Origin of the sequence: Mesorhizobium montanum (assembly GCF_033977145.1) — a bacterium.
Classification (GTDB): domain Bacteria; phylum Pseudomonadota; class Alphaproteobacteria; order Rhizobiales; family Rhizobiaceae; genus Mesorhizobium; species Mesorhizobium montanum.
This window is the reverse complement of the sequence record NZ_JAVIJF010000002.1, coordinates 39,829-62,046: the sequence shown is the minus strand read 5'-3', so window position 1 is coordinate 62,046 and position 22,218 is coordinate 39,829. Positions and strand designations below refer to the sequence as shown.

Sequence of the window (22,218 nt, the reverse complement as noted above, 5' to 3'; positions counted from 1 at the left end):
ATCAACTCTCTGATTCTCTGCCCTGAAGCGTTTCCTGATTTGAGTCGTTCGACGCGTTAAGCCGCGTTTTCCGTCTGGGGGGGCAACCTGCCGGAAGACTCGGACTCAATGCTCGGGAATGCGGTGCGGGAATATCGGTTGCAGGCCCGGCGTGAGAGGGGTGACGGGAAATGAAGAAGAAGCATGTGGCTGTTCTCCTGGGTGGATTCTCCTCCGAGCGGCCCGTGTCTCTGTCCTCGGGGAAGGCATGTGCGGATGCGCTCGAGAATGAAGGCTATCAGGTCACCCGCGTCGATGTTTCGCGTGATGTTGGGTCCGTGCTTGCCGAGCTCAAGCCCGACGTCGCCTTCAACGCGCTGCACGGTCCGTTCGGCGAGGACGGCACCATCCAGGGAATTCTCGAATATCTCGCAATTCCCTACACCCATTCGGGCGTGCTCGCTTCGGCGCTGGCCATGAACAAGGAGCAGGCCAAGAAAATTGCCAAGGCGTCCGGCATTCCGGTAGCGGAATCCAAGGTGGTCAACCGCTTCGCCGTCCAGAACAAGCATCCGATGAAGCCGCCTTACGTGGTCAAGCCGGTCAATGAGGGGTCGAGCTTCGGCGTCGTCATCGTGCATGAGGGGCAGTCGCACCCGCCGCAGGTGATCGGCTCGACCGAGTGGCAATATGGCGAGACCGTCATGGTCGAGCGCTACATCCATGGGCGCGAATTGACCTGCGCGGTGATGGGCGATGTGGCGCTCGGCGTCTGCGAGATCATCCCGACGGGGCATTCCTTCTACGATTACGATTCAAAATACGTTCCCGGCGGATCAAAACACGAAATCCCTGCAAAAATTTCACCGAATATTTACCAAAAAATACAGACACTGGCCCTCAAGGCTCATCTTGCCATCGGTTGCCGGGGCGTCTCCCGGTCGGACTTCCGTTACGACGACCGTTACTCCGAAAACGGCGAGGTTGTCTGGCTCGAGGTCAACACTCAGCCGGGCATGACGCCGACGTCTCTGGTGCCTGAAATCGCCGCGCAAGCGGGGCACTCGTTCGGCGATTTGTTGAGTTGGATGGTGGAGGACGCTTCGTGTCTGCGTTGAGGTGGGGACAGGGTAACGGCGGCGGCGCGGCTGGTTTCGCGCTGTTCGGCAAGTCGCTGTCATTCGACCGTTTCGTATTGCCGCGTCAGCTTCGCCGGCCGACGCGTGTGCTGGCGCGCCTGTGCGGCGGCGAGTATGAGGCGCCGCGCTTTTCGGCGGCGATCCTTTCCGCTGCGCTGGTTGCGTCGAGCAGCGCCTATGGCGCTTATCTTGGCGGTTACACCGACAGCATCGTGCAGGGCGTGACGGCCCGCACCGGCTTTGCCGTCGACCAGATCAAGGTGGTCGGCAACCGTCAGACTTCCGAAATCGATGTGCTCGACCGGCTCGGCCTCGACGGCTGGACCTCGCTGATCGGCTTCGACGCCGAGGCTGCGCGGCAACGTATTGCCACGCTGCCCTGGGTCGAGGGTGTGGCGGTGCGCAAGATCTACCCGCATACGCTGGAGGTGCGCATCGAGGAGCGCGTGCCCTTCGCGCTCTGGCAGCAGGGTACCTCGGTGTCGGTCATCGAGCGGTCTGGCGAGGTGATCGTGCCGTTCTCGGGCGGCAAGCAGGCATTGCTTCCCTTGATCATCGGTGCAGGCGCGCCGGCCATGGCGCCGGCCTTTGTCGACAAGATCAAGCGCTATCCCGGGCTCGCGGCACGGGTAAAAGGGTACATCCGGGTCGGCGAGCGGCGCTGGGACCTGAGGCTTGAGAACGGCATCACGGTCAAGCTGCCGGAAGACGACGAGGACCAGGCGATCGCCGCGCTCGTCAAGCTCGACCATGACAACGGGTTGCTGACGCGCGACATCGCCGCAGTCGACATGCGGCTCTCCGACCGGCTGGTCGTGGAGCTTTCGCCGGAAGCGGCGACGCAGCGCGAAGCCGCACTCAGCGAAAAGCCGAAGAGTCTGGCGAAGCGCAAGGCGGGGACGAAGATATGAGCTGGCTTGGCGGCAGCGGTGATGCTTCTTCGCGCCGGTCGGGCACGCTCACGGTGCTCGATGTCGGTTCGAGCAAGGTTTGCTGCGTGGTGGCGAAGCTGAAGCCGAACGAGGACGGCAAGCTGCTGCGCGGGCGTTCGCATCGCATCCAGGTGATCGGCATCGGCCATCAGAAGTCGCAAGGCGTGAAGTCCGGGGTCGTGGTCGATCTCGATCGCGCCGAGCATGCCATTCGGCTGGCCGTCGATGCGGCCGAGCGGATGGCCGGGCTCACGGTCGATTCCCTCATCGTCAACATGACGGCTGGCCGGCTGAAGAGCGAAGCCTTCTCGGCGACCATCAATCTCGGCGGGCATCAGGTCGAGGAAGCCGACATCAAGCGCGTGCTCTCCGCCGGCGCCAAGCAGGCGCTCAGGGCCGAGCGCGAGGTGATCCATTCGCTGCCCGTCGGTTTCTCGCTCGACGCCGAGCGTGGCATGCGGGACCCGCGCGGCATGGTGGGCGATGCGCTTGGCGTCGACATGCATGTGCTGACGGGCGATGCGGCGCCGATGCGCAATCTCGAGCTTTGCATCAACCGTTCGCATCTGTCGGTCGAACGCATGGTGGCGACGCCCTACGCCAGCGGGCTTGCCTCGCTGGTCGACGACGAACTCGAAATGGGCGCCGCCTGCATCGACATGGGCGGCGGCACGACGACCATTTCGGTCTTCTCGGAAGGCAAGTTCGTCCATGGCGACGCCATCGCCATCGGCGGCAACCATGTGACGCTCGACATGGCCAAGGGCCTGTCGACCTCGCTCGATGCCGCGGAGCGGTTGAAGGTGATGCATGGCTCGGCGCTGCCTGGAAGTGCCGACGACCGTGACCTCGTCTCGATCCAGCCGATCGGCGAGGACGGCGATGTGCCGCTGCAGATTCCGCGTTCGGTGATGACGCGCATCATCCGTGCGCGCATCGACGAGACGCTGGAGCTTCTGCGCGACCGGCTGAACAAGTCCGGCTACGGCAATGCCGTCGGCAAGCGCGTCGTGCTCACCGGCGGCGCCAGCCAGCTTGCCGGCCTGCCGGAAGCGGCGCGCCGCATTCTCGGGCGCAATGTGCGCATCGGCCGGCCGCTCGGCGTAGCGGGCCTGCCGGAAGCGGCCAAGGGACCGGCGTTCTCAACCCCGGTCGGACTGATGATCTACCCGCAGATGGCGAGCTTCGAGAGCCATTCGGCGAAAGGACTTTCCGGTTTCAGGATGACCGGAACGGGCGGAAAACTGCATCGCATGAGTCAGTGGTTGAGAGACAGTTTTTAATTTGACGGGGACAGCCCCATAGGCGGCCGCAGCGGCGAAGCGGCGGGAAAGGCAAAGGACGGAGACAATGACCATCAATCTGCAAAAGCCGGACATCACCGAGCTTAAGCCTCGCATCACCGTCTTCGGCGTCGGCGGCGGCGGCGGCAATGCGGTCAACAACATGATCACAGCCGGCCTGCGCGGCGTCGAGTTCGTGGTGGCCAACACCGACGCGCAGGCGCTGACCATGTCGAAAGCCGAGCGGCTGATCCAGCTCGGCGCGCATGTCACCGAAGGCCTCGGCGCCGGCTCGCAGCCGGAAGTCGGCCGCGCGGCGGCGGAAGAGTGCATCGATGAGATCATCGATCACCTTTCCAACACGCATATGTGCTTCGTCACCGCCGGCATGGGCGGCGGCACCGGCACGGGCGCTGCTCCGGTCGTTGCCCGCGCGGCCCGCGAGAAGGGCATCCTCACCGTCGGCGTCGTCACCAAGCCGTTCCATTTCGAAGGCCAGCGCCGCATGAAGACGGCCGACATGGGTATCGAGGAACTGCAGAAATGCGTCGATACCCTGATCGTCATCCCCAACCAGAACCTGTTCCGGCTGGCCAATGACAAGACCACCTTCGCCGATGCCTTCGCCATGGCCGACCAGGTGCTCTACTCAGGCGTTGCCTGCATCACCGACCTGATGGTCAAGGAAGGCCTGATCAATCTCGACTTCGCCGACGTGCGCTCGGTGATGCGCGAGATGGGCAAGGCGATGATGGGCACCGGCGAAGCTTCGGGCGAGGGTCGCGCGATGGCCGCCGCCGAGGCCGCGATCGCCAACCCGCTGCTCGACGAGACCTCGATGAAGGGCGCCAAGGGTCTGCTGATCTCGATCACCGGCGGCCGCGACCTCACTTTGTTCGAGGTCGACGAAGCCGCGACCCGCATCCGCGAGGAGGTCGACCAGGACGCCAACATCATCCTGGGCGCCACCTTCGACGAGGAGCTGGAAGGCGTGATCCGCGTGTCGGTCGTCGCCACCGGCATCGACAAGTCGGCCGCAGAAATCGCCGCGGCACCGATCTCGATCCGCGCCCCGCAGAAGCCGGCCGCCCGCCCGGCGGCTCCGGTTGCCGAGATCCGCCCCGCACCGGTTCAGCAGCAGGCCTACGAGCCGCGCGCGGTCGACCCGGTCGCCGAAGCGATCCAGCTTGCCGAGGCAAACGCCGCCGCCATGGCGCAGCCGCGCCCCGTGCCGGTCGACGACTTCCGGCCGCAGAGCAAGATCTTCCAGGCTCCGCCGGCCCAGCCGCAGCCACAGCCCGTGGTGCCGCAGCAGGTGATGCAGCAGCCCGCGCCGCAGCGCGAGATGCCGCAGCCGGTGGCCGCGGCCCCGCAGCGCATGCCGCGTGTGGAAGACTTTCCGCCGGTGGTAAGGGCTGAGGTCGAAGCCAAGACCCGCCCGGCGGACCATGAGAACAGCGGTCCGATGGGGCTGATCAAGCGGTTGACCAATGGTCTTACCCGCCGCGAGGAAGAGCCGGCCCGGCTCCAGCCGGCGCAGCCGCGCGAACCGAAGCTGCGTCAGGCCGCGCCGGAAATGCGCCGCCTCGCCAGCCAGGACCCGCAGCTCTATGCGCCGCGACGCGGCCAGCTCGACGACCAGGGCCGGCTGACGCCGCAGAGCCGTACGGTCCAGGAAGACGACCAGCTGGAGATACCGGCCTTCCTGCGCCGCCAGGCCAACTGATCGGTATAGCAAGCCGCTGATCGTCGATACGGCGTGCCGCTGATCGTCGATACAGCGTGCAGCTGATCGTTAACGATACATAACGGTTGTTAACAGGCGGACGAGAAATCGTTTGCCTGTTCCTTTTTAAAGCTCATTGAAAACAATGCGTTACGAGCCATTCCTGATGTTTTCCCGTGGTTACACGGGGTAAGAAACCGTGATTTGGAGTCTCCAGGGCGGGCCATTATCTTCGCCACGGACTAAAGTCGGTTTGCCGGGATTCGGGGAGTAGCCCTGCCTGCCGATTATACAGAGCCGCATGCTCTTGCTTATTTTGCCGCATTTTTGCGAGCGCCAGGTCGTTGAGCTGGCTGCAAGATACCCAAGGTCGATCGAGCGGACGCAGGCACTTAGGGCGTATGGGGTTACTCTTGCACGATCATCAGACGACAGTGAAATCGCGCGCGACGCTGACTGGCATCGGCGTCCATAGCGGCAAACCCGTCACCGTTGATTTCCTGCCGGCCGACGCCGATACGGGCATTGTTTTCCATCTCTCGAATGGCGGCGAAAGCCGCGAGTTCCGCGCTCTGGTCGCGGAAGTCGGCGCGACCGATCTTTGCACCATGCTCGGCGATCCGGCCGGGGAGCACATCGGCACCGTCGAGCACCTGATGGCCACGGTGTTCGGTCTTGGCATCGACAACCTCGTCATCGAGATCGACGGCTCGGAAGTCCCCATTCTCGACGGCAGCGCCATGGCCTTCGTCGAAGCCATCGACCAGGCAGGCATCGAGACGCTGGCGATGAAGCGTCGTTATATACGCGTGGCCAAGCCGGTGCGCGTGGAAGCCGGCGCATCCTGGGCGGAGTTCCGCCCTTATGACGGCACGCGCTTCGAAGTCGAGATCGACTTTGAAAGCCCGGCGATCGGCCGCCAGCAATTCGCCTCCGACATCAATCCCGATATCTTCCGCCGCGATATCGCGCGCGCCCGAACCTTCGGCTTCATGAAGGATGTCGAGCGGCTTTGGGCTGCCGGTTACGCGCTCGGCTCGTCCCTGGAGAACTCGCTGGTCATCGGCGACGACAACCGCGTCATCAATGTCGGCGGGCTGCGCTACCCCAATGAATTCGCCCGCCACAAGACGCTCGATGCCATGGGCGATCTGGCGCTGGCCGGCGCGCGCTTCATCGGCTGCTTCCGTTCCTACCGCGGCGGCCACCGGATGAATGCCTCGGCGTTGCGCCGGCTGCTTTCCGACCGGACGGCCTTCGAGATCGTCGAGACGAGGCGGCGCGAGCGCGGCCGCGTCGCCGAGATGATCGCCGTCAGCGGGCCGGTCTACGCGCCCTGGGTTATCTGAAGCGGTTTCGCCTCAGGTCCTGCGCCTGATCTCGTCGTCGGCATGCTCGGCGCCGGACTCCAAGCCTTGCAACATGTAACGGTTCCTTTGCCACCTTGTGGCAGGGTTCCGCACGATGTCGAAAGGCGCAGCCGCCGGGTTTGATGTGGGGCGGGGCTCTGTGGTAATAATACATCACCGGGGCACCAAATCGCGCCCAGATCGCGGCGTCCGGCAGCCGCCACAAAAATGTGCGATTGGCCGGACATAGCGTTGCCGGGCAAGGGGATAATGGTTTATGGCTTCGGCCCGGACCGAAACGACGCCGAAGGGGCGGAATCCAAACATGTTTTTTTCGCGAGTTGGTCAATCGGTAGCGCCGCGTCGGGGTATTCTGCTGGCGCTGTCGGTGGTTGCTCCCGCACTCGTTCTGTCGGCCTGCATGTCCTCCGAGAAGGACGTCAACCTGTCGACCTACGTCGATCAGACCGAACCGGCCGACGTTCTCTACAACCAGGGTCTGGCCAACATGAATGCCGGCCGTCTCGATGAGGCGAGCAAGAAGTTCGACGCTGTCGACCGCCAGCATCCCTATTCGGAATTCGCCCGCAAATCGATGGTGATGGGCGCTTTCGCCGATTATCGCGCCGGCAATTATGACGAGGCGATCGGCACCGCGAAGCGCTATCTGACGCTTTATCCGTCGACCGACGAGGCCGCCTACGCGCAATACATCATCGGCCTGAGCTATTACCGCCAGATCAAGGACGTCACCCAGGACCAGAAGGAAGCGCGCCAGACCATCCAGACCATGCAGGATCTGGTGACGCGCTGGCCGACCTCCGAATATGTCGGCGACGCCAAGGACAAGATCCGCTTTGCCAACGACCAGCTCGCCGGCAAGGAAATGCAGATCGGCCGCTACTATCTCGAGCGCCGCGACTACATCGCCGCCGTGAAGCGCTTCCGCACCGTGGTGGAAAACTATTCCAACACCCGCCATGTCGAGGAGGCGCTCGCGCGCCTGACCGAGTCCTATTATGCCATGGGCCTGACCTCGGAAGCGCAGACGGCCGCCGCGGTGCTCGGCAACAATTATCCCGACAGCCAGTGGTACAAGGATTCCTACAAGCTCCTGCAGAGCAATGGGCTTGCGCCGCGCGAGAATGCCGGATCGTGGATCTCCAAGGCCGGGAAGCTGATCACCGGCGCTTGAAGCTCCCATGCTGTCCAGACTGTCGATCCGCGATATCGTCCTGATCGAGAAGCTGGACATCGACTTCCTGCTTGGGCTTTCGGTGCTGACCGGCGAGACCGGCGCCGGCAAATCCATCCTGCTCGACGCGCTGTCTCTGGCGCTCGGCGCGCGCGGCGATGCCTCGCTGGTTCGCCACGGCGCTGCGCAAGGCCAGGTTATCGCGGTTTTCGACGTGCCGCGAAACCATCCTGCACGCGCGCTGCTCGCCGGAAACGACATCGAGGATGATGGCGATATCATCCTGCGGCGCGTGCAGACGGCCGACGGCCGCACGCGCGTCTTCGTCAACGACCAGCCCTCCAGCGTCACCCTGATGCGCGACGTCGGTCGCGCGCTGGTCGAAATCCATGGCCAGCATGACGAGCGCGCGCTGGTCGATCCGGGCGCGCATCGTGAGTTGCTGGACAGTTTCGGCGGGCATCTGGGCGCGGTGCGCGGCACGGGCGAGGCCTGGCGCTACTGGCGAAACTGCGAGCACGAGCTTTCCCGACATCGCGCCAAGGTCGAGGCGGCGGCGCGCGAGGCCGACTATCTGCGCGCTTCCGTCGCCGAGCTCACAAAACTCGATCCGCAGCCGGGTGAGGAAACGGAACTTGCGGAATTGCGTGCGCAGATGATGCGTGTCGAAAAGATCGCCGCCGAAATCCATGATGCACAGGATGTGCTGTCGGGGCCGTCCTCGCCCTTGCCGCAGCTCGCCAGCCTGTTGCGCCGGCTGCAGCGCAAGGCGGGCGAAGCGCCGGGCCTGCTCGACGAGGTGGTGAAGTCGCTGGACGAGGCGATGATCTCGCTCGACGCGGTGCAGTCCGGCGTCGAAGCAGCCCTTCGGGCCACCGAATATGATCCGCAGCGCCTGGAAAAGGCGGAGGAGCGGCTGTTTGCGCTGCGCGCTGCTTCGCGCAAGCACAATGTCGCCGTCGACGATCTGGCCCAGCTGCGCGACACGATGGTGGCCGACCTTGCCGATCTCGATGCCGGCGAGGAGCGGCTGCATACGCTGGAGAAGCAGGCCGGCGCCGGGCGCGAGGCCTATGATATTTCCGCGGCGCAGCTTTCGTCGCTGCGCCACGCGGCGGCGGCGGGACTGACCAAGGCAGTAATGGCGGAACTGCCGGCGCTCAAGCTCGAACGGGCCGAGTTCATTGTCGAGATGACAAGCAATGCCGAAAGCCGCATGGAAGAAGGCATCGACGAGGTAGAATTCTGGGTGCGGACCAATCCCGGCACCAGGCCGGGGCCGATGATGAAGGTCGCCTCAGGCGGCGAGCTCTCGCGCTTTCTCCTGGCATTGAAGGTGGCGCTTGCCGATCGCGGCTCGGCGCCGACCCTTGTGTTCGATGAAATCGATACCGGCGTCGGCGGCGCGGTGGCCGACGCCATCGGCCAGCGGCTGGCGCGGCTGTCGAAACGGGTGCAAGTGCTTTCCGTCACGCACGCACCGCAAGTGGCTGCGCGCGCCGCAACGCATTTCCTGATTTCCAAATCCGGCGGCAGTGACCGTGTCGCCACCGGCATTGCCGAAATGGACCGCGCCGCGCGCCAGGAAGAAATCGCCCGCATGCTGGCCGGCGCCACCATCACCGACGAGGCCCGCGCGGCAGCGGACCGGCTGTTGCGCGAGAATACGGCCGCAGCGTAGCAACCAGCTTCAGCGCTCCGGGGGTGAGTCAGGATATGGCTCCATGCTGCTGTTCAGGAATGATTTTCCCAAAATCATGATCTATGGTGGCGCGCCAGTTTTCAGGGAAGCGCTGCATGTCGGAAAAACCCGTCGATTCGTTGAGTGAAAGCGAAGCCACGGAGGAACTGAAGCGGTTGGCAATGGAGATTGCCGAGCACGACCGCCGCTACCACGCCGAGGACGCGCCGACGATCACCGATGCCGAGTACGACGCGCTGCGCCGGCGCAACCTCGCCATCGAAGAGCATTTCCCCGATCTCGTGCGAGACGATTCGCCGTCGCGGCGGGTCGGCGCGCCGCTTGCCGAAGGCTTTACCAAGATACGGCACGCGGTGCCGATGCTCAGCCTCGCCAAGGCTTATACCGACCAGGACGTCGCCGATTTCATCGAGCGCGGCCGGCGTTTCTTCGACCGCGACAAGGACCTCGACATCGCCTTCACCGCCGAGCCGAAGATCGACGGGCTGTCGGCTTCGCTGCGCTATGAGAACGGCGTGTTCGTGCAGGGCGCGACGCGCGGCGACGGCGCCGTCGGCGAGGACATCACCGCGAATCTCAAGACCATTGCCGATATCCCGAAGACGCTGAATGGCTCGGGTTGGCCGCAGACGATCGAAATCCGCGGCGAGGTCTATATGACTTATGCCGAATTCGAGGCGCTGAAGCAGCGCTCGGCCGCCGCCGGCGGCCAGGATTATGTCAATCCGCGCAACACCGCGGCCGGGTCGCTCCGCCAGAAGGATCCGTCGGTCACCGCCAGCCGCAATCTGAAATTCTTCGCCTATGCCTGGGGTTACACGACAGCGGACCCGGCGCCGACGCAGTACGATTGCGTGCGGAAGTTCAAGGAGTGGGGATTCAAGGTCAGTCCGCTGATGGTGCGGGCGAAGTCGATCCACGAGCTCATCGAGCACTACCATCGGATCGAGGAGCAGCGCTCGTCGCTTGGCTACGATATCGACGGTGTCGTCTACAAGGTCGACCAGCTCGAGCTGCAGCGCCGCTGGGGTTTTGTCACCGGCGAGCCGCGCTGGGCGGTCGCCCATAAATTCCCAGCCGAGCAGGCAATGACGACGGTCGAGAAGATCGACATCCAGGTCGGCCGCACCGGCACGCTGGCGCCGGTTGCGCGGCTGGCGCCGGTCACGGTCGGCGGCGTGGTGGTCGAGAACGTCACGCTGCACAACGAAGACTATATCAAGGGCTTCGACAGCAATGGCCTGCCGATCCGCGACGGCATCGACGTGCGCATCGGCGACACCGTGGTCATCCAGCGGGCGGGGGATGTCATCCCGCAGATCGTCAGCGTCGTCATCGACAAGCGACCGGCCGGCGCGGTGCCTTACGAATTCCCGCATACCTGCCCGGTTTGCGGCTCGCCGGCGACGCGCGAGATCAACGAGAAGACGGGCAAGGAGGATTCGCGGCGCCGCTGCACCGGCGAGCTGATTTGCGCTGCCCAGGCCGTGGAAAGGCTGCGCCATTTCGTGTCGCGCGGCGCGCTCGATATCGAAGGGCTGGGCGCGGAGAACATCGACCTGTTCTTCAACTCCGGGCTGGTGAAGACCACCGCCGATATCTTCACCCTGAAGGATCGGCGCCCGGCCGTCACCAAGGCGCTGGCCGAGCGGCGCGAGGAGCAGGCAAGGCTGCGCGAGGAAGCATCGGGCAAGACGCGCAAGAATGTGCGCAGCGTCGAGGAGCGCAACTACGAAGGCCTCGACAAGCTGTTTTCGGCCATCGACGCGCGCCGCGAGCCAGAGCTCGACCGTTTCATCTTCGCGCTCGGCATCCGCCATATCGGCGAGACGACGGCCGCCGTGCTTGCCCGCCAGTTCTCGACGATCGAGGAACTGATCCGCATCGGCAAGGAAACGGCAAAGGCCGAAGATCCGCACACGGTGTTCCCGTCGATCAACGGCATCGGCGACACGGTGATCAACGCGTTGCGTGACTTCTTCGGCAATGAGCGCAACGACGACGTGCTCGACGCGCTGCTCGCACAGGTCCATCCAAAGCCCTATGTCGTCGAAATCTCGGCCGGCAGCGAGGTCTCCGGCAAGACAGTGGTGTTCACCGGCACGCTAGAGAAGATGACGCGGTCGGAGGCCAAGGCTATGGCCGAACGTCTCGGCGCCAAGGTCGCGGGCTCGGTTTCGGCCAAGACCGACCTGGTGGTGGCGGGTCCGGGCGCTGGCTCCAAGCTCAAGACCGCAAGCGACCTCGGCATCGAGGTGATCGACGAGGATACCTGGCTGCAGCGCATCGGCAGGGGCGGCTGATGGCCGGCGCGTTCAAGGGTTTTGGGCAGAAGGCCATTCCTTTCTTCAAGGCGCTCGACTTCCACCAGAGCCGCGAGTGGTTCCAGCAGAACCGCGACCTCTTCGACAGCGAGTTGCATGAACCGTTCTGCGATCTGGTCGAGACGCTCAGCGAGCGTTTCGACGCGGCCAAGCTCGGCTTGCGCGGCGACCGCAAGAAATCGCTGTTCCGCATCAACCGCGACGTGCGCTTCGCAAAGGACAAGCGACCCTACAACCGGCATCTCTCGGCAATCCTGTCGCCGGACGGCAGCAAGATGTCGCAGGGCGTCTTCTATGTGCATATCGGGCTGGAGCGCTGCTTCGCCGGTGTCGCCTGGTGGCAGCCGGCGCCCCAACTGCTGCAGGCGATGCGCAAGGCGATCGTGGCCAAGCCGGCCGCGTTTCGTGCCATGGTCTCGTCGCTCAAGAAGGCTGGCCTGGAACTCGATCCGGAAGACCGCTTGAAGCGCGCGCCGCGCGGCTTCGAGGATATCGGCGAAGACGATCTCGCCCAGGCTGTGCGCAACCGGCATTTCGTGGTCCGGCACGACATCGACCCGGCGACGATCCATTCGCCGACGCTGGTCGACGACCTCGTCGGCTTCACCTTGCATGCCAAGCCGCTGCTCGACTGGGGCAGGGCGATCCAGGGCACGGCCGTCGCGGCCTGACGCCGTCGTCGCGGGTCAGGCCGGCAGCCTTACATCCGCATCAGCAGGCCGCCGTCGACGGCGAGTTCGATGCCGGTGATGTAACTTGCGGCATCCGAGAGCAGGAACAGTGCGGCATTGGCCATGTCCTGCGGCGTGCCGATGCGGCCGAGCGGTGTGTAATTCGCCACGGCGGCACGCTTCTCCTCGGTGTCCCAGCGGGCCTGCAGCGGCGTGAGCGCCATGCCGGGGCAGATGGCATTCGAGCGGATGCGCTCGCCGGCAAGCTGCATGGCCAGCGACTTGGACAGCGCGCAAACGCCGGCCTTCGACGCCTGGTAGGCGTCCTGCGGTTTCGGGTCGCCGCGATACCACTGGATGGTCGAGAAATGCACCATGGCGCCGCCGCGGCCGCCGGCGCGCATTCGGGGGACGACCGCGCGTGCGGTATGCACGAAGGATTTCAAATTGATGTTGAAGACCTGGTCCCAGACGTCGAGATCCATCTCCAGAGCCGACTTGTCGCGGCCGAACCAGAGCACACCGGCGACGTTGGCGAGGTAATCGATGCCGCCACGTTCGCGGCCGGCGGCGCCGATGGTTTGCTCGACGAAAGCGGCATCAGTCAGATCACCTTGCGCGAAGGTCAGCCTGTCGTCATAGGCGGCAAGCGAGGCCGGGCGGGGCTTCACGTCGATGGCGGTGACCGAGGCACCGGCCTCGAGCAGCGCCAGCGCGATCGCTTCGCCCATGCCGCCGCCGGCTCCGGTGACGACCGCATGCCTACCGGTAAAATCAAAGACGACCATTTGTCCCTCTCTCGTTGGCGCCAGAGTCGCGTTTTGCGCCAAGGCGCGATGGCGGGACAATAGGGGTGCACGGAAAATCCAGCAAACGCTTCCATCGAAGCCTTCGCCGAGTCCGACTTCTGCGCTGAAGCGTACGGCGAAGCATTCCGCGACAAATATGACGAAAGCCTCCGCACCGCACTTCCGACGCTTCACAAGCCTCCGATCAGTTCCACTGATCGTCGGGTCAAGCGAATTCGTGTGACAAGCAAGGCGACGCTCCCTAAATGAGGCCGCTCAAGGAGCGGCTTGATGGCGGCGGAAGCAATCTCTGAGGGCAGGACCGGCGGCGATTTCTGGGATGGCGTGCGGCTGTCGATGCCGGTCGTCGTCGCCTCGGCGCCGTTTGCGGTGCTGTTCGGCGCACTTGCGGTCGACAATGGGTTTTCCGTTCTCGAAGCCTTCCTGATGAGCGCCATGATCTATGGCGGCGCCAGCCAGATGGTCGGCATCGAACTGTTCGGCCAGCATGTCGCGCCGTGGCTGGTCGTGCTGTCGATCTTCGCGGTGAATTTCCGCCATGTGCTCTATTCGGCCGGCATCGGCAGGCGGATCGCGCACTGGCCGGTGCTGCAGCAGGCGCTCGGCTACTTCATCCTGACCGATCCGCAATATGCCATCGCCGAGGCAAGGGCGGAGTCCGGCCGTCCCGTCGGTTTCGTCTGGTATCTGGGGCTCGGCCTGCCAGTCTATGTGTTCTGGGTGATTGAAAGCGGGCTTGGCGCGGTGTTCGGCAAGATGATCCCGGATACGCATGCGCTGGGCATCGATTTCCTGCTGCCTATCTACTTTCTCGGCCTGGTGCTTGGCTTCCGCAAGCGGCCGCTTTGGGCGCCCGTCGTCGTCGCCAGCGCCGTCGCCTCGATCATTGCCTATAGAACCGTCGGCTCGCCCTGGCATATTTCGATCGGCGCGGTCGCCGGTATTCTCCTGGCGGTGATACTGCCGCCGCATCACAGCGGCGTGGGCAAGCGGCCATGAGCACAACCCTCTGGATCATCCTTGCAGGCGCTATCGCCACCTATCTGACCCGCGTCGGCGGCCACCTCGTCATCTCGCGCTTCGAGACCATCCATCCGCGCGTCGAGGCCGGCCTCAACGCCGTGCCGGCCGCTGTGCTGACGACGCTGGTCGCGCCGGAGCTGCTGCATGCCGGACCGGCCGAATGGGCGGCGCTGGTCGTCACCGTGCTGGTATCGCTGCGCGGTGGGTTGATGGCGATGTTTTTGGCCGGAGCTGCGGTGCTGATAATCGCGCGCCAGTTTATGGGGTAGAGACCCTGCCGGCGCGATCGTTTGGGATTGTCGGCGCTGCCCTCATTGCCCTGCCGGGCATTTCTCCCCGTAAACGGGGAGAAAGAAGCTCACCTCAAATCTTGGCGTCGTGCGGCAGCGGCGCGGTCGCTTTTTCCAGCCAGGCCAGCGTCTCGCCGTCGACCATCGGGCCGATCTCGGCCAGCACCCGGGCGTGGTAGCGGTCGAGCCACTGCAGCTCATCGCGATGCAGCAGGTCGGTGCGGATAAGCCGCTTGTCGATAGGCGCCAGCGTCAGCGTCTCGAGACCATGCATGGCGATGTCGCCGCCTTCGATCTGTTCGGCGGGTGTGACCAGGATCAGGTTCTCGATGCGGATGCCGTAGGCGCCTTCCTTGTAGTAGCCCGGTTCATTCGACAGCATCATCCCGGCAAGCAGTTTTTCGGTGCCGGTGCGGGCGATGCGCTGCGGCCCTTCATGCACGGCAAGGTAAGAGCCGACGCCGTGGCCGGTGCCGTGGGCGAAGTCGCAGCCATGCTTCCACAGTGCGGTGCGGGCAATGGCATCGATTTCCGACCCCCGGGTGCCGGCGGGAAAACGCAGCGTCGAGATGCCGATCATGCCCTTCAGCACCAGCGTGAAGCGCTCGCGCATCTCTTCGGTCGGTTGGCCGATCGGCACGGTGCGGGTGATGTCGGTGGTGCCATCCTGGTACTGGCCGCCGGAATCGAGCAGGAACAGCTCGCCGCTCTGCAGCTTGCGGCTGGTGGCGCGCGAGACGCGATAGTGCATGATGGCGCCGTTCGGGCCGGCGCCGGAAATCGTGTCGAAGGAGACGTCGCGCAGCGGCATCTGCGTTTCCTCGCCGGTCTGCCGGCGCACGTCTTCGAGCTTGGTGACGACCGCAATCTCGTCAAGCGAGCCGGGCTCCTGGCGGTCGAGCCAGCAAAGCAGCTTGGCGATTGCGGCGCCGTCGCGGCGATGGGCGGCCCGGCTGCCGGCGATCTCGGCCTGGTTCTTGGTCGCGCGGGGGATACGCGCCGGGTCAGCCGCCAAGACGACGGTGCCGCCATTGTCCTCGGCCAGCATTCGAAGTTTTTCCGCCGCCAGCACCGGATCGAGCGCGATCTTGGCGCCGGTCCTGGCTAGCGCGACAATGGCGGCTTCGAATTCGTCAGGATCATGCAGATCGGCAAGCTGCGTGAGATAGGCCGCAACCTGGCGCGGGAATTTGCGCTGGTCCATGAACAGCTGATGCTTGCCGTCGGCGGCGAGGATGGCGAAGCCGAGCGCCAGCGGCGTGTGCGGCACGTCGCCGCCACGGATGTTGAAGGCCCAGGCAATCGAGGAGGGATCGGTCAGCACCGCGTGGGTGGCGCCGTCCTTCTCGATCGCGCCCGCCAGCCGCGCCAGCTTGTCCTTGGCGAGTTCGCCGGCAAGGTTGAGCGGGTGGATCTCGACGGGCGCGCGCGGCGGTTCCGGCTGGTCCTTCCAGATGATGTCGATGGGGTTCTTGTCGAGCGGCACCAATGTCGCGCCGGACTGCTCGGCCGAGGCCCTCAGCGCCTTGACCTCGCCGACCGTATGCAGCCAGGGGTCGAAGCCGAGCCTTGCGCCCTTGCCGAGATTGTCCTTGATCCAACTGGCCGGCGGATTGTCGATGAGGCTTTCGACAGTGAAGATCGACAGGTCGACCTCGGCCCGCACCTGCAGCGTGTAGCGTCCGTCGACAAAGATGAAGGCGCGGTCGCGCAGGATGATGGCGACGCCGGCCGAACCGGAAAAGCCGGTCAGCCATTTCAGCCGCGCCGAGCGGTCGGCGACATATTCGCCCTGGTGCTCGTCCGCGCGGGGGACAAAGAAGCCATCCAAGCCGTTCTCCGCCAGCCATTGCCGCAACAGCGCCACGCGCGGCTTGCCGACGGCCGGATCACCAGCGGAATCAAAGGTCTGGAACATTTCTGGCTCCCTCGAAAATGGCTCGCCGCGACCGTAGCGTATCCCCTTGGAAACCGGAATCGATTTCGGCAGGGCCAGACCGGCCGGATTTTGCCGGTCTCAGCGCTTGAGGTGGATGGTCACCCAGCCCTCGCGATGCAGCGTGCGGACGTGGCGGAAGCTCTGGCCGACATAGGCCGAGATCACCGCGTCGCGCTGCCGGTCGAGAATACCGGAAAGCACCAGCGAACCGCCGAGCCTGATGTGCTTGGCCATTTCGGGCGCCAGCCGCATCAAGGGCCGCGCCAGGATGTTGGCGACGATGAGGTCGAAGGGAGCGCGCCTGCCGAAGATCGGGTTATGGAAGCCGGGCGCCGTCACCGTCTCGACCAGCGCCTTCACATGGTTGAGGCGGGCATTGGCGGCCGCGACACGGACGGCGACCGGATCGATGTCGGTCGCCAGCACCGGGATATGCGCAAGCTTGGCGAGCGCGATCGCGAGCACGGCACTGCCGGTGCCGAGATCGAGCGCGTTACGCGGCCGCTCGCGCAGCACCACCTGCTCCAGCATTTCGAGGCAGCCGGCGGTGGTGCCGTGATGGCCGGTGCCGAAGGCAAGGCCCGCCTCGATCTCGATGGCGAGATCGCCGGCGTGGCGCTTGGCCCGGTCGTGCGAACCATGGACCAGGAAGCGGCCGGCGCGGACCGGCTTCAAACCTTCCAGCGATCGCGACACCCAATCCACGTCGGGAACGACCTCGCGCTCGACGGGTTTGGGAAGGCCGAGACCAGCGAGGATATCCTTGACCCGCGCTTCGATGGGATCGATGTCGCCGTCGGCATAGAGCGAGACCTCGTGGATATCTTTTTCCTCGTCGACCTCCAGCACGGCGATCGGTAGGCCGTCGTCCTCGAAGGCGGCATCGAGCGCCGCAAAGATGCGGTCGGCTTCAATTTTGCCCGCGGTGAGATGGAACCTGGTCTGCGCCATCAGCGCAATCTTTGTTCAAACATGATTTTTTCCGAACCGAAGGTCAGCGAAGCAAAAACCGGTTTCCACTTTTCGGGATCATGTTTGGCCGCCGCCAGCCAGGCGCTTCAGCTTGGCAACGGCGGTGTCGGCACTCTCGCCATAAGCGATGGTGCCGGCGAAATCGCCGTTGGCATTGAGCAACAGCACCGAAGCCGTATGGTCCATCGTGTAGTCGCCGTCGCCGGTGTCGACTTTCTTCCAGTAGATGCCGAAGGCCTTGGCCATGGCGTGCACCTTGTCCGGATCGCCTGTAATGCCGGTGATGCGGTCGGAGAAGTTGCTGACATAGGTGTTCATCGTCTGCGGCGTGTCGCGTTCCGGATCGACGGTGACGAAATAGGCATTGAGATTCTTGCCGCTGTCACCCATCGTCTTCAGCCAGCCGGCCAGCTCGAACAGGGTCGTCGGGCAGACCTCCGGGCAATGGGTGAAGCCGAAGAAGACGACACTCGGGTGCCCTCTGAAGGCCGCCTCGGTGATCGGCGCGCCTTTCTGGTCGACCAGGGTGAAGGGTGCGCCGAAGGGCTCGCCGCCATAGTGGCCGCGGTACCAGTCGAATGTCAGCCAACCGATGCCCGCCGCCATCAGGACCAGAATGCCGACCAGAATTGAACGCATCATCAGAAAATGTCCGTCGCGATTGCTTTGGCGCAAGCCAGGTTCGGCGACAGTCTTAGCGGGTTGAAGCCGGACGCGCAAAGATGTCGCGTTGCCGCAAGTCACGGTCCGCTCAGCCGCGTGGCGAGACCGCCATCGATCGGCTTGCAAAAGCCACGGTTCTGTCCCACCTGACATCGCAAACGCGAACCGAGGAGGCTTCCTTGCGAAAACTGACCGGCTTATTCGCCGCATGTCTTGCCCTCAGCGCCGGCGCGGCCATGGCCGACGAGGTGGGCAAAGTGGGTGTCGACTGGGTCGGCAACGACATCATGATCGATGCCATCAAGGACCCGAAAGTCGATGGCGTCACCTGCCATGTCGCCTATTTCGACCGCAGCGTCGTCGACCGGTTGCACAAGGGCAACTGGTTCGAGGATCCGTCCGATTCCTCGATCTCCTGCCGCCAGACCGGGCCGATCACCATCGGCGACATCGACATGAGCGAGGGCGGCGAGGAGGTGTTCAAGCAGGGTCTCAGCCTGATCTGGAAGAATCAAGTGGTGAACCGCATCTACGATAAGAAGAACGAGACGCTGATCTATCTGTCGCATTCGCGCCAGGTGCAGAACGGCTCGGCGAAGATGTCGGTCACGACGGTGTCGCTCTACGGCCAGAGCGTGGTGTGGACGAAGAGCAAGCCGCAATAGGCTTAAGCGCGTCGCGATCTTTCAGGTTCGCTCCATGCGCTTTAGGTTTTTGACTTTGAGCATGTCTTTGTCCCGAAACCGGTTCCCACTTTCGGGAGACGTGCTTTGAGCGGACGACCGGGTCCCGCTTGCGGGACCGATCGCTCGGGCGTAATGCCGCGCCATGGACCGCCCTGAAAACCTCGTTCTCAAGGACCCCGAGCCGCGCATCCATCCGACAGCGGAGCTGAAGGCATGCAAGCTCGGCCGCTATGCCTCGATCGGCGAGCGGGTGGTCCTGCGCGAGGTGACGGTCGGCGACTTCTCCTATTTCGAGCGCCATTCGGAGGCGATCTACACGACGATCGGCAAGTTCTGCTCGATCGCCGCCAACAGCCGCATCAACGCGCTCGAGCATCCGATCGAGCGGCTGACGCAGCACAAGGTCAGCTACCGGCCGAACGAGTATTTCCGCTGGCTGAAAGTCGACACGGAATTCCGCGCGCGGCGGCAGGCAAAATCGGTCAGTGTCGGCCACGATGTCTGGATCGGCCATGGCGCGGTCATCATGCCGGGTGTCGTGATCGGCAACGGTGCCGTTATCGGCGCCAATGCCGTGGTCACGCATGACATTGCGCCCTACACGATCGTCGCCGGCGTTCCGGCAAAGCCGTTGCGCCAACGGTTCTCCGCCGCCGTGGCAGTGCGCATCGAGGCTCTTTCGTGGTGGGACTGGGCGCCCGAGAAGCTGGCCAGGGCTATCCCCGACATGCAGGCCATGCCGATCGAAGCCTTCCTCGATCGCTGGGAAGACGATACCCGCTGATTGGTCGATCTTCGGATGGAACGCTGTCGGCTCCGCTGGCTCGGCCGCCGCCGGGCGGGAAGTGCCCCTTCCGCCATACGGGGGTGGCGCGGCGGAAGGGGCTGGAGGTAAACCGTCGTGAAGCGGAAGGAACAGGTTTTCTGGCCTGCATCGGCACTATGGCAACAAACAGATAAGGTCGTTTTTCAAATCCTTGCGCCTATCGCGTGTATCGGATTGCGGACGCGCGCGAGCATGAAAATCCAATCGCTTGGAACCGGAGGCGGCGGCAGCTTGTTTCTTCGCAAATGCCCGCGCATCCACGGTTTTCGAGGATTTGCATGATCGAGAGGGTTTTTACCGGGATAGCCAATCGGGTGGCGCATCTGGCGGGCCTGCCGCCGACCTTTGCCATCTGCTTGCTGATCGTGGTTGCATGGGCAGCAAGCGGTCCGATTTTCGGCTTCTCGGACACCTGGCAGTTGGTCATCAACACCGGCACGACCGTCATCACCTTCCTGATGGTGTTCCTGATCCAGAACACGCAGAATCGCGATGGCGCGGCGATCCAGGCCAAGCTGGACGAACTGATCAGGGTCAGCCGAGCCCACAATCATTTCATCGGCATCGAGCACCTGACGGAATCCGAGGTCGAGGAAATCCGTGCCAAATGCGAGGCGGCGGCGAAACGGCATGACCGCAAGATCGCCGAAGCGGCCAAGAAGGCCGTGGCGGGCAAGGGCAGTTCCAAGAAGAAGGCAGCTGCTTAAGCGAGGCGTCAGCGGTCCATGAAGGCCGCGAATGCGTCCTTGTGATCGGGATGCCAGCGCGACAGGGCAGGGCGGTTTTCGATGATGTCGCCGATCGCCCAGGCCATGCGCTTTTCGTCCATCGGTCGCGCGACGTCGTTGTCGGGGCACAGGATGTAGAAATCGTCGTCCATCAGCGATGCCAGCATGAATTCGATCACCTGTTCGCCGGTCCAGGCGCCGGCGGGCTTTTGCGTCGCGCCTTCGGTCAGGCCGGTATAGGTGAAGCCTGGGATCAGCAAATGCGCCGACACCTTCGCTCCAGGCTCGTTGCGCAACGCATGCGCCAAGCCCTCGGTAAACGTCTTCACGCCGGCCTTGGAGACGTTGTAGGCGAGATTGCCGGGCGGCGTCGTGATGCCCTGCTTGGAGCCGGTGTTGACGATCAGGCCCGGCTTTCCGGCGGCGAGCATGCGCGGCGCGAAGGCCTCGACGCCATGCACGACGCCCCAGAAATTGATGTCCAGCAGCCGCTTCCACGCATCGCGATTCTCCCAGGGCTTGCCCGGATTATTGCCGATGCCGGCATTGTTCATCAGCACCGAGACCGCGCCGAAAGCATCGTAGGCGAGGTCCGCCAACCGGTCGACCTCTTCCGCCTTGGAGACGTCGGTCGGGATCGGGAGGACGGCATCCTCGCCGGCGATCGCCGCGACGGCCTGCTTTGCCTGGTCGAGGCGCACGCCGCCAATATCGGCCAGCACCGTCTTCATGCCCATCGCCGCGAACCGTTTTGCAGCGGCAAGGCCGATACCGCTGGCGCCGCCTGTGATGACGGCGACATTGCCGGAGGCGAAAGCGGGCAGGGCGGTCTGGATTTCGGCGTCGCTGGTCATGATTTCCATCCTTGTTCGGGCCGGGCCGAACTTAACGCCGGGCGCCGCCGAAGCAAGGCCGGGTCGCCGCAACGGGTTGACCGCAAGAGCGGCAATGGGTTGACCGCGGGAGCGCCCGCCGCGCATGTTGTCCTGAAAAAGGAGTTCGACATTTGACCGACTGGATCGGAATCCTGAAGGAGCAGACCGCCAACGGCGACCAGATGGGTCGCGAGGTGCCGAAGATGCTCGCCAATCCCGACATCGACGAAGCGCAGGTGAAAACGCTGTTTGCGGCGCTGGAAGAGCAGGCCGATTTCGCCGAGAAGCTGCGGCTTGCGCTGGAGAAGTTTGGCCACGACTTTCCGGTCATCAAGGAGGCCGAGCGGCTGGAAGAGCGCTACGCCGACCTCGCCGCCTCGGCAGCCGAGAAGCTGAAGGGGATGCGCAGCTAGTTAGTTCTCTCGATCATCCGCTCGAAGCGCTTGTCCGGCACGAACCAGATGGCCGCCACCAGGACATAGATAGCGACGCTGATCCACTGGCTGAGCAACGTCAGCAGGACGGCGACAATGTAGAGAGCCAGAGAAATCTTGCCTTTTTTGTCGTGGCCGACAGCCTTGGCAAACGTCGTGTCCGCGCCGTGCAGATGGCGCAGCTTGATGACCAGGATGGTATAGGCGACGGCGCACAGCGCGAGGTCGATGCCATAGACGGCGACCGGCACGGGCGCGAAATGGTTCTCTCCCATGAACGCCGTCGTCACCGGCATCAGCGACAGCCAGAACAGCAGGTTTAGGTTGGCCCACAGCACGCGCCCGTCGACGCGTTGCACGGTGTGGAACATATCGTGCAGATTGTTCCAGTAGATGCCGACATTGATGAAGGACAGCACATAGCAGAAGAAGATCGGCCACAGCGGCACAAGAGCTGAGAAATCCTCGCCATGCGGCACTTTCAGCTCCAACACCATGATGGTGATGATGATGGCGACAACGCCATCGGTGAATGCCTCGACCCGTCCCTTGCCCATGGTTCCTCTCTTGTCGGTCGACAGACGTTACGGGAGGATTTCGCGCAAGACCATACTGCCAGAATTGTCAGGAGGGCGTTCGGCGAGCGGAACAGCGCCATTATGTAGGCGTTGGG

At 64.1% G+C, this 22,218-nt stretch carries 21 protein-coding genes; 15 read left to right on the top strand and 6 right to left on the bottom strand.

The window, feature by feature from the left end; genetic code table 11:
* Positions 1–170: 170 nt before the first annotated feature.
* The 9 genes from RFM68_RS02690 (at position 171) to RFM68_RS02650 (ending at position 12,300) form a co-directional block, all read left to right on the top strand.
* Positions 171–1,097: a D-alanine--D-alanine ligase gene (locus RFM68_RS02690; protein ID WP_320231110.1), complete on the top strand. Its 927-nt coding sequence runs from the start codon at positions 171–173 to the stop codon at positions 1,095–1,097.
* Positions 1,085–2,029: a cell division protein FtsQ/DivIB gene (locus RFM68_RS02685; protein WP_320231109.1), complete on the top strand. Its 945-nt coding sequence runs from the start codon at positions 1,085–1,087 to the stop codon at positions 2,027–2,029. Before RFM68_RS02690 ends, RFM68_RS02685 begins: the two co-directional genes overlap by 13 nt.
* Positions 2,026–3,333 carry a cell division protein FtsA gene (ftsA, locus tag RFM68_RS02680; protein WP_320231108.1) on the top strand — a complete coding sequence of 436 codons (1,308 nt, stop codon included), beginning with the start codon at positions 2,026–2,028 and terminating at the stop codon, positions 3,331–3,333. The genes RFM68_RS02685 and ftsA overlap by 4 nt, the downstream gene beginning before the upstream one ends.
* Positions 3,334–3,400: 67 nt before the next feature.
* Positions 3,401–5,059, top strand: coding sequence for a cell division protein FtsZ (gene ftsZ, locus RFM68_RS02675; protein ID WP_320231107.1), 1,659 nt, complete (start codon positions 3,401–3,403; stop codon positions 5,057–5,059).
* Between the two features lie 401 nt (positions 5,060–5,460).
* Positions 5,461–6,408: a UDP-3-O-acyl-N-acetylglucosamine deacetylase gene (gene lpxC / locus RFM68_RS02670; protein WP_320231106.1), complete on the top strand. Its 948-nt coding sequence runs from the start codon at positions 5,461–5,463 to the stop codon at positions 6,406–6,408.
* A gap of 325 nt (positions 6,409–6,733) precedes the next feature.
* The gene (locus tag RFM68_RS02665) at positions 6,734–7,603 is read left to right on the top strand and encodes an outer membrane protein assembly factor BamD (RefSeq protein ID WP_320231105.1); all 870 of its coding nucleotides are present in this window, start codon (positions 6,734–6,736) and stop codon (positions 7,601–7,603) included.
* A 7-nt stretch (positions 7,604–7,610) separates the two neighbouring features.
* Positions 7,611–9,284, top strand: a complete 1,674-nt coding sequence (gene recN / locus RFM68_RS02660) for a DNA repair protein RecN (RefSeq protein WP_320231104.1) — start codon at positions 7,611–7,613, stop codon at positions 9,282–9,284.
* A 116-nt stretch (positions 9,285–9,400) separates the two neighbouring features.
* A complete protein-coding gene (ligA, locus tag RFM68_RS02655; RefSeq protein ID WP_320231103.1) occupies positions 9,401–11,608 on the top strand; it encodes an NAD-dependent DNA ligase LigA in 2,208 nt (735 codons plus the stop codon).
* A complete protein-coding gene (locus RFM68_RS02650; protein ID WP_320231102.1) occupies positions 11,608–12,300 on the top strand; it encodes a DUF2461 domain-containing protein in 693 nt (230 codons plus the stop codon). The genes ligA and RFM68_RS02650 overlap by 1 nt, the downstream gene beginning before the upstream one ends.
* A 29-nt stretch (positions 12,301–12,329) precedes the next feature.
* On the opposite strand, the gene RFM68_RS02645 is transcribed toward RFM68_RS02650, so the two are convergent.
* Positions 12,330–13,088 carry an SDR family NAD(P)-dependent oxidoreductase gene (locus RFM68_RS02645; RefSeq protein WP_320231101.1) on the bottom strand — a complete coding sequence of 253 codons (759 nt, stop codon included), beginning with the start codon at positions 13,086–13,088 and terminating at the stop codon, positions 12,330–12,332.
* A 291-nt stretch (positions 13,089–13,379) separates the two neighbouring features.
* Here RFM68_RS02645 and RFM68_RS02640 point away from each other — a divergent pair, with 291 nt between their 5' ends.
* The gene (locus RFM68_RS02640) at positions 13,380–14,108 is read left to right on the top strand and encodes an AzlC family ABC transporter permease (protein WP_320231100.1); all 729 of its coding nucleotides are present in this window, start codon (positions 13,380–13,382) and stop codon (positions 14,106–14,108) included.
* A complete protein-coding gene (locus tag RFM68_RS02635; protein WP_320231099.1) occupies positions 14,105–14,401 on the top strand; it encodes an AzlD family protein in 297 nt (98 codons plus the stop codon). The genes RFM68_RS02640 and RFM68_RS02635 overlap by 4 nt, the downstream gene beginning before the upstream one ends.
* Positions 14,402–14,495: 94 nt before the next feature.
* Here RFM68_RS02635 and RFM68_RS02630 read toward each other — a convergent pair whose 3' ends face one another.
* From RFM68_RS02630 to RFM68_RS02620, 3 genes are all read right to left on the bottom strand, one after another.
* Positions 14,496–16,340, bottom strand: coding sequence for an aminopeptidase P family protein (locus RFM68_RS02630; RefSeq protein ID WP_320231098.1), 1,845 nt, complete (start codon positions 16,338–16,340; stop codon positions 14,496–14,498).
* A 99-nt stretch (positions 16,341–16,439) separates the two neighbouring features.
* Positions 16,440–17,312 (bottom strand): 50S ribosomal protein L11 methyltransferase, encoded by an 873-nt coding sequence (locus tag RFM68_RS02625; protein ID WP_320231097.1) that lies wholly within the window; start codon positions 17,310–17,312, stop codon positions 16,440–16,442.
* Between the two features lie 78 nt (positions 17,313–17,390).
* Entirely contained in the window at positions 17,391–17,975 is a 585-nt protein-coding gene (locus RFM68_RS02620; RefSeq protein WP_320231096.1) for an SCO family protein, read from the bottom strand.
* Positions 17,976–18,232: 257 nt separating this feature from the next.
* Between RFM68_RS02620 and RFM68_RS02615 the strand changes: the two genes are divergently transcribed.
* The 3 genes from RFM68_RS02615 (at position 18,233) to RFM68_RS02605 (ending at position 20,215) form a co-directional block, all read left to right on the top strand.
* Positions 18,233–18,661, top strand: coding sequence for a CreA family protein (locus RFM68_RS02615; protein ID WP_320231458.1), 429 nt, complete (start codon positions 18,233–18,235; stop codon positions 18,659–18,661).
* Positions 18,662–18,824: 163 nt separating this feature from the next.
* Positions 18,825–19,466, top strand: coding sequence for a DapH/DapD/GlmU-related protein (locus RFM68_RS02610; RefSeq protein WP_320231095.1), 642 nt, complete (start codon positions 18,825–18,827; stop codon positions 19,464–19,466).
* A 320-nt stretch (positions 19,467–19,786) separates the two neighbouring features.
* Entirely contained in the window at positions 19,787–20,215 is a 429-nt protein-coding gene (locus RFM68_RS02605) for a low affinity iron permease family protein (RefSeq protein ID WP_320231094.1), read from the top strand.
* A gap of 8 nt (positions 20,216–20,223) precedes the next feature.
* Here the strand turns inward: RFM68_RS02605 and RFM68_RS02600 are convergent, their stop codons facing one another.
* The gene (locus tag RFM68_RS02600; protein ID WP_320231093.1) at positions 20,224–21,090 is read right to left on the bottom strand and encodes an SDR family NAD(P)-dependent oxidoreductase; all 867 of its coding nucleotides are present in this window, start codon (positions 21,088–21,090) and stop codon (positions 20,224–20,226) included.
* Between the two features lie 152 nt (positions 21,091–21,242).
* Between RFM68_RS02600 and RFM68_RS02595 the strand changes: the two genes are divergently transcribed.
* Positions 21,243–21,524: a hypothetical protein gene (locus RFM68_RS02595; RefSeq protein ID WP_320231092.1), complete on the top strand. Its 282-nt coding sequence runs from the start codon at positions 21,243–21,245 to the stop codon at positions 21,522–21,524.
* Here the strand turns inward: RFM68_RS02595 and RFM68_RS02590 are convergent.
* Positions 21,521–22,102 carry a TMEM175 family protein gene (locus RFM68_RS02590; RefSeq protein WP_320231091.1) on the bottom strand — a complete coding sequence of 194 codons (582 nt, stop codon included), beginning with the start codon at positions 22,100–22,102 and terminating at the stop codon, positions 21,521–21,523. The genes RFM68_RS02595 and RFM68_RS02590 overlap by 4 nt on opposite strands.
* Positions 22,103–22,218: the final 116 nt, after the last annotated feature.

Bases quoted from the DNA above. Each gene is read 5' to 3' on its own strand.
- RFM68_RS02645 (WP_320231101.1), bottom strand. From the start codon at position 13,088: ATGGTCGTCTTTGATTTTACCGGTAGGCATGCGGTCGTCACCGGAGCC.
- RFM68_RS02640 (WP_320231100.1), top strand. From the start codon at position 13,380: ATGGCGGCGGAAGCAATCTCTGAGGGCAGGACCGGCGGCGATTTCTGG.
- RFM68_RS02630 (WP_320231098.1), bottom strand. From the start codon at position 16,340: ATGTTCCAGACCTTTGATTCCGCTGGTGATCCGGCCGTCGGCAAGCCG.
- RFM68_RS02615 (WP_320231458.1), top strand. From the start codon at position 18,233: ATGGCCGACGAGGTGGGCAAAGTGGGTGTCGACTGGGTCGGCAACGAC.
- ftsZ (WP_320231107.1), top strand. From the start codon at position 3,401: ATGACCATCAATCTGCAAAAGCCGGACATCACCGAGCTTAAGCCTCGC.
- RFM68_RS02610 (WP_320231095.1), top strand. From the start codon at position 18,825: ATGGACCGCCCTGAAAACCTCGTTCTCAAGGACCCCGAGCCGCGCATC.
- recN (WP_320231104.1), top strand. From the start codon at position 7,611: ATGCTGTCCAGACTGTCGATCCGCGATATCGTCCTGATCGAGAAGCTG.
- RFM68_RS02620 (WP_320231096.1), bottom strand. From the start codon at position 17,975: ATGATGCGTTCAATTCTGGTCGGCATTCTGGTCCTGATGGCGGCGGGC.
- RFM68_RS02625 (WP_320231097.1), bottom strand. From the start codon at position 17,312: ATGGCGCAGACCAGGTTCCATCTCACCGCGGGCAAAATTGAAGCCGAC.
- ftsA (WP_320231108.1), top strand. From the start codon at position 2,026: ATGAGCTGGCTTGGCGGCAGCGGTGATGCTTCTTCGCGCCGGTCGGGC.
- RFM68_RS02635 (WP_320231099.1), top strand. From the start codon at position 14,105: ATGAGCACAACCCTCTGGATCATCCTTGCAGGCGCTATCGCCACCTAT.
- RFM68_RS02665 (WP_320231105.1), top strand. From the start codon at position 6,734: ATGTTTTTTTCGCGAGTTGGTCAATCGGTAGCGCCGCGTCGGGGTATT.
- lpxC (WP_320231106.1), top strand. From the start codon at position 5,461: ATGGGGTTACTCTTGCACGATCATCAGACGACAGTGAAATCGCGCGCG.
- RFM68_RS02690 (WP_320231110.1), top strand. From the start codon at position 171: ATGAAGAAGAAGCATGTGGCTGTTCTCCTGGGTGGATTCTCCTCCGAG.
- RFM68_RS02650 (WP_320231102.1), top strand. From the start codon at position 11,608: ATGGCCGGCGCGTTCAAGGGTTTTGGGCAGAAGGCCATTCCTTTCTTC.
- RFM68_RS02590 (WP_320231091.1), bottom strand. From the start codon at position 22,102: ATGGGCAAGGGACGGGTCGAGGCATTCACCGATGGCGTTGTCGCCATC.
- RFM68_RS02605 (WP_320231094.1), top strand. From the start codon at position 19,787: ATGATCGAGAGGGTTTTTACCGGGATAGCCAATCGGGTGGCGCATCTG.
- ligA (WP_320231103.1), top strand. From the start codon at position 9,401: ATGTCGGAAAAACCCGTCGATTCGTTGAGTGAAAGCGAAGCCACGGAG.
- RFM68_RS02600 (WP_320231093.1), bottom strand. From the start codon at position 21,090: ATGACCAGCGACGCCGAAATCCAGACCGCCCTGCCCGCTTTCGCCTCC.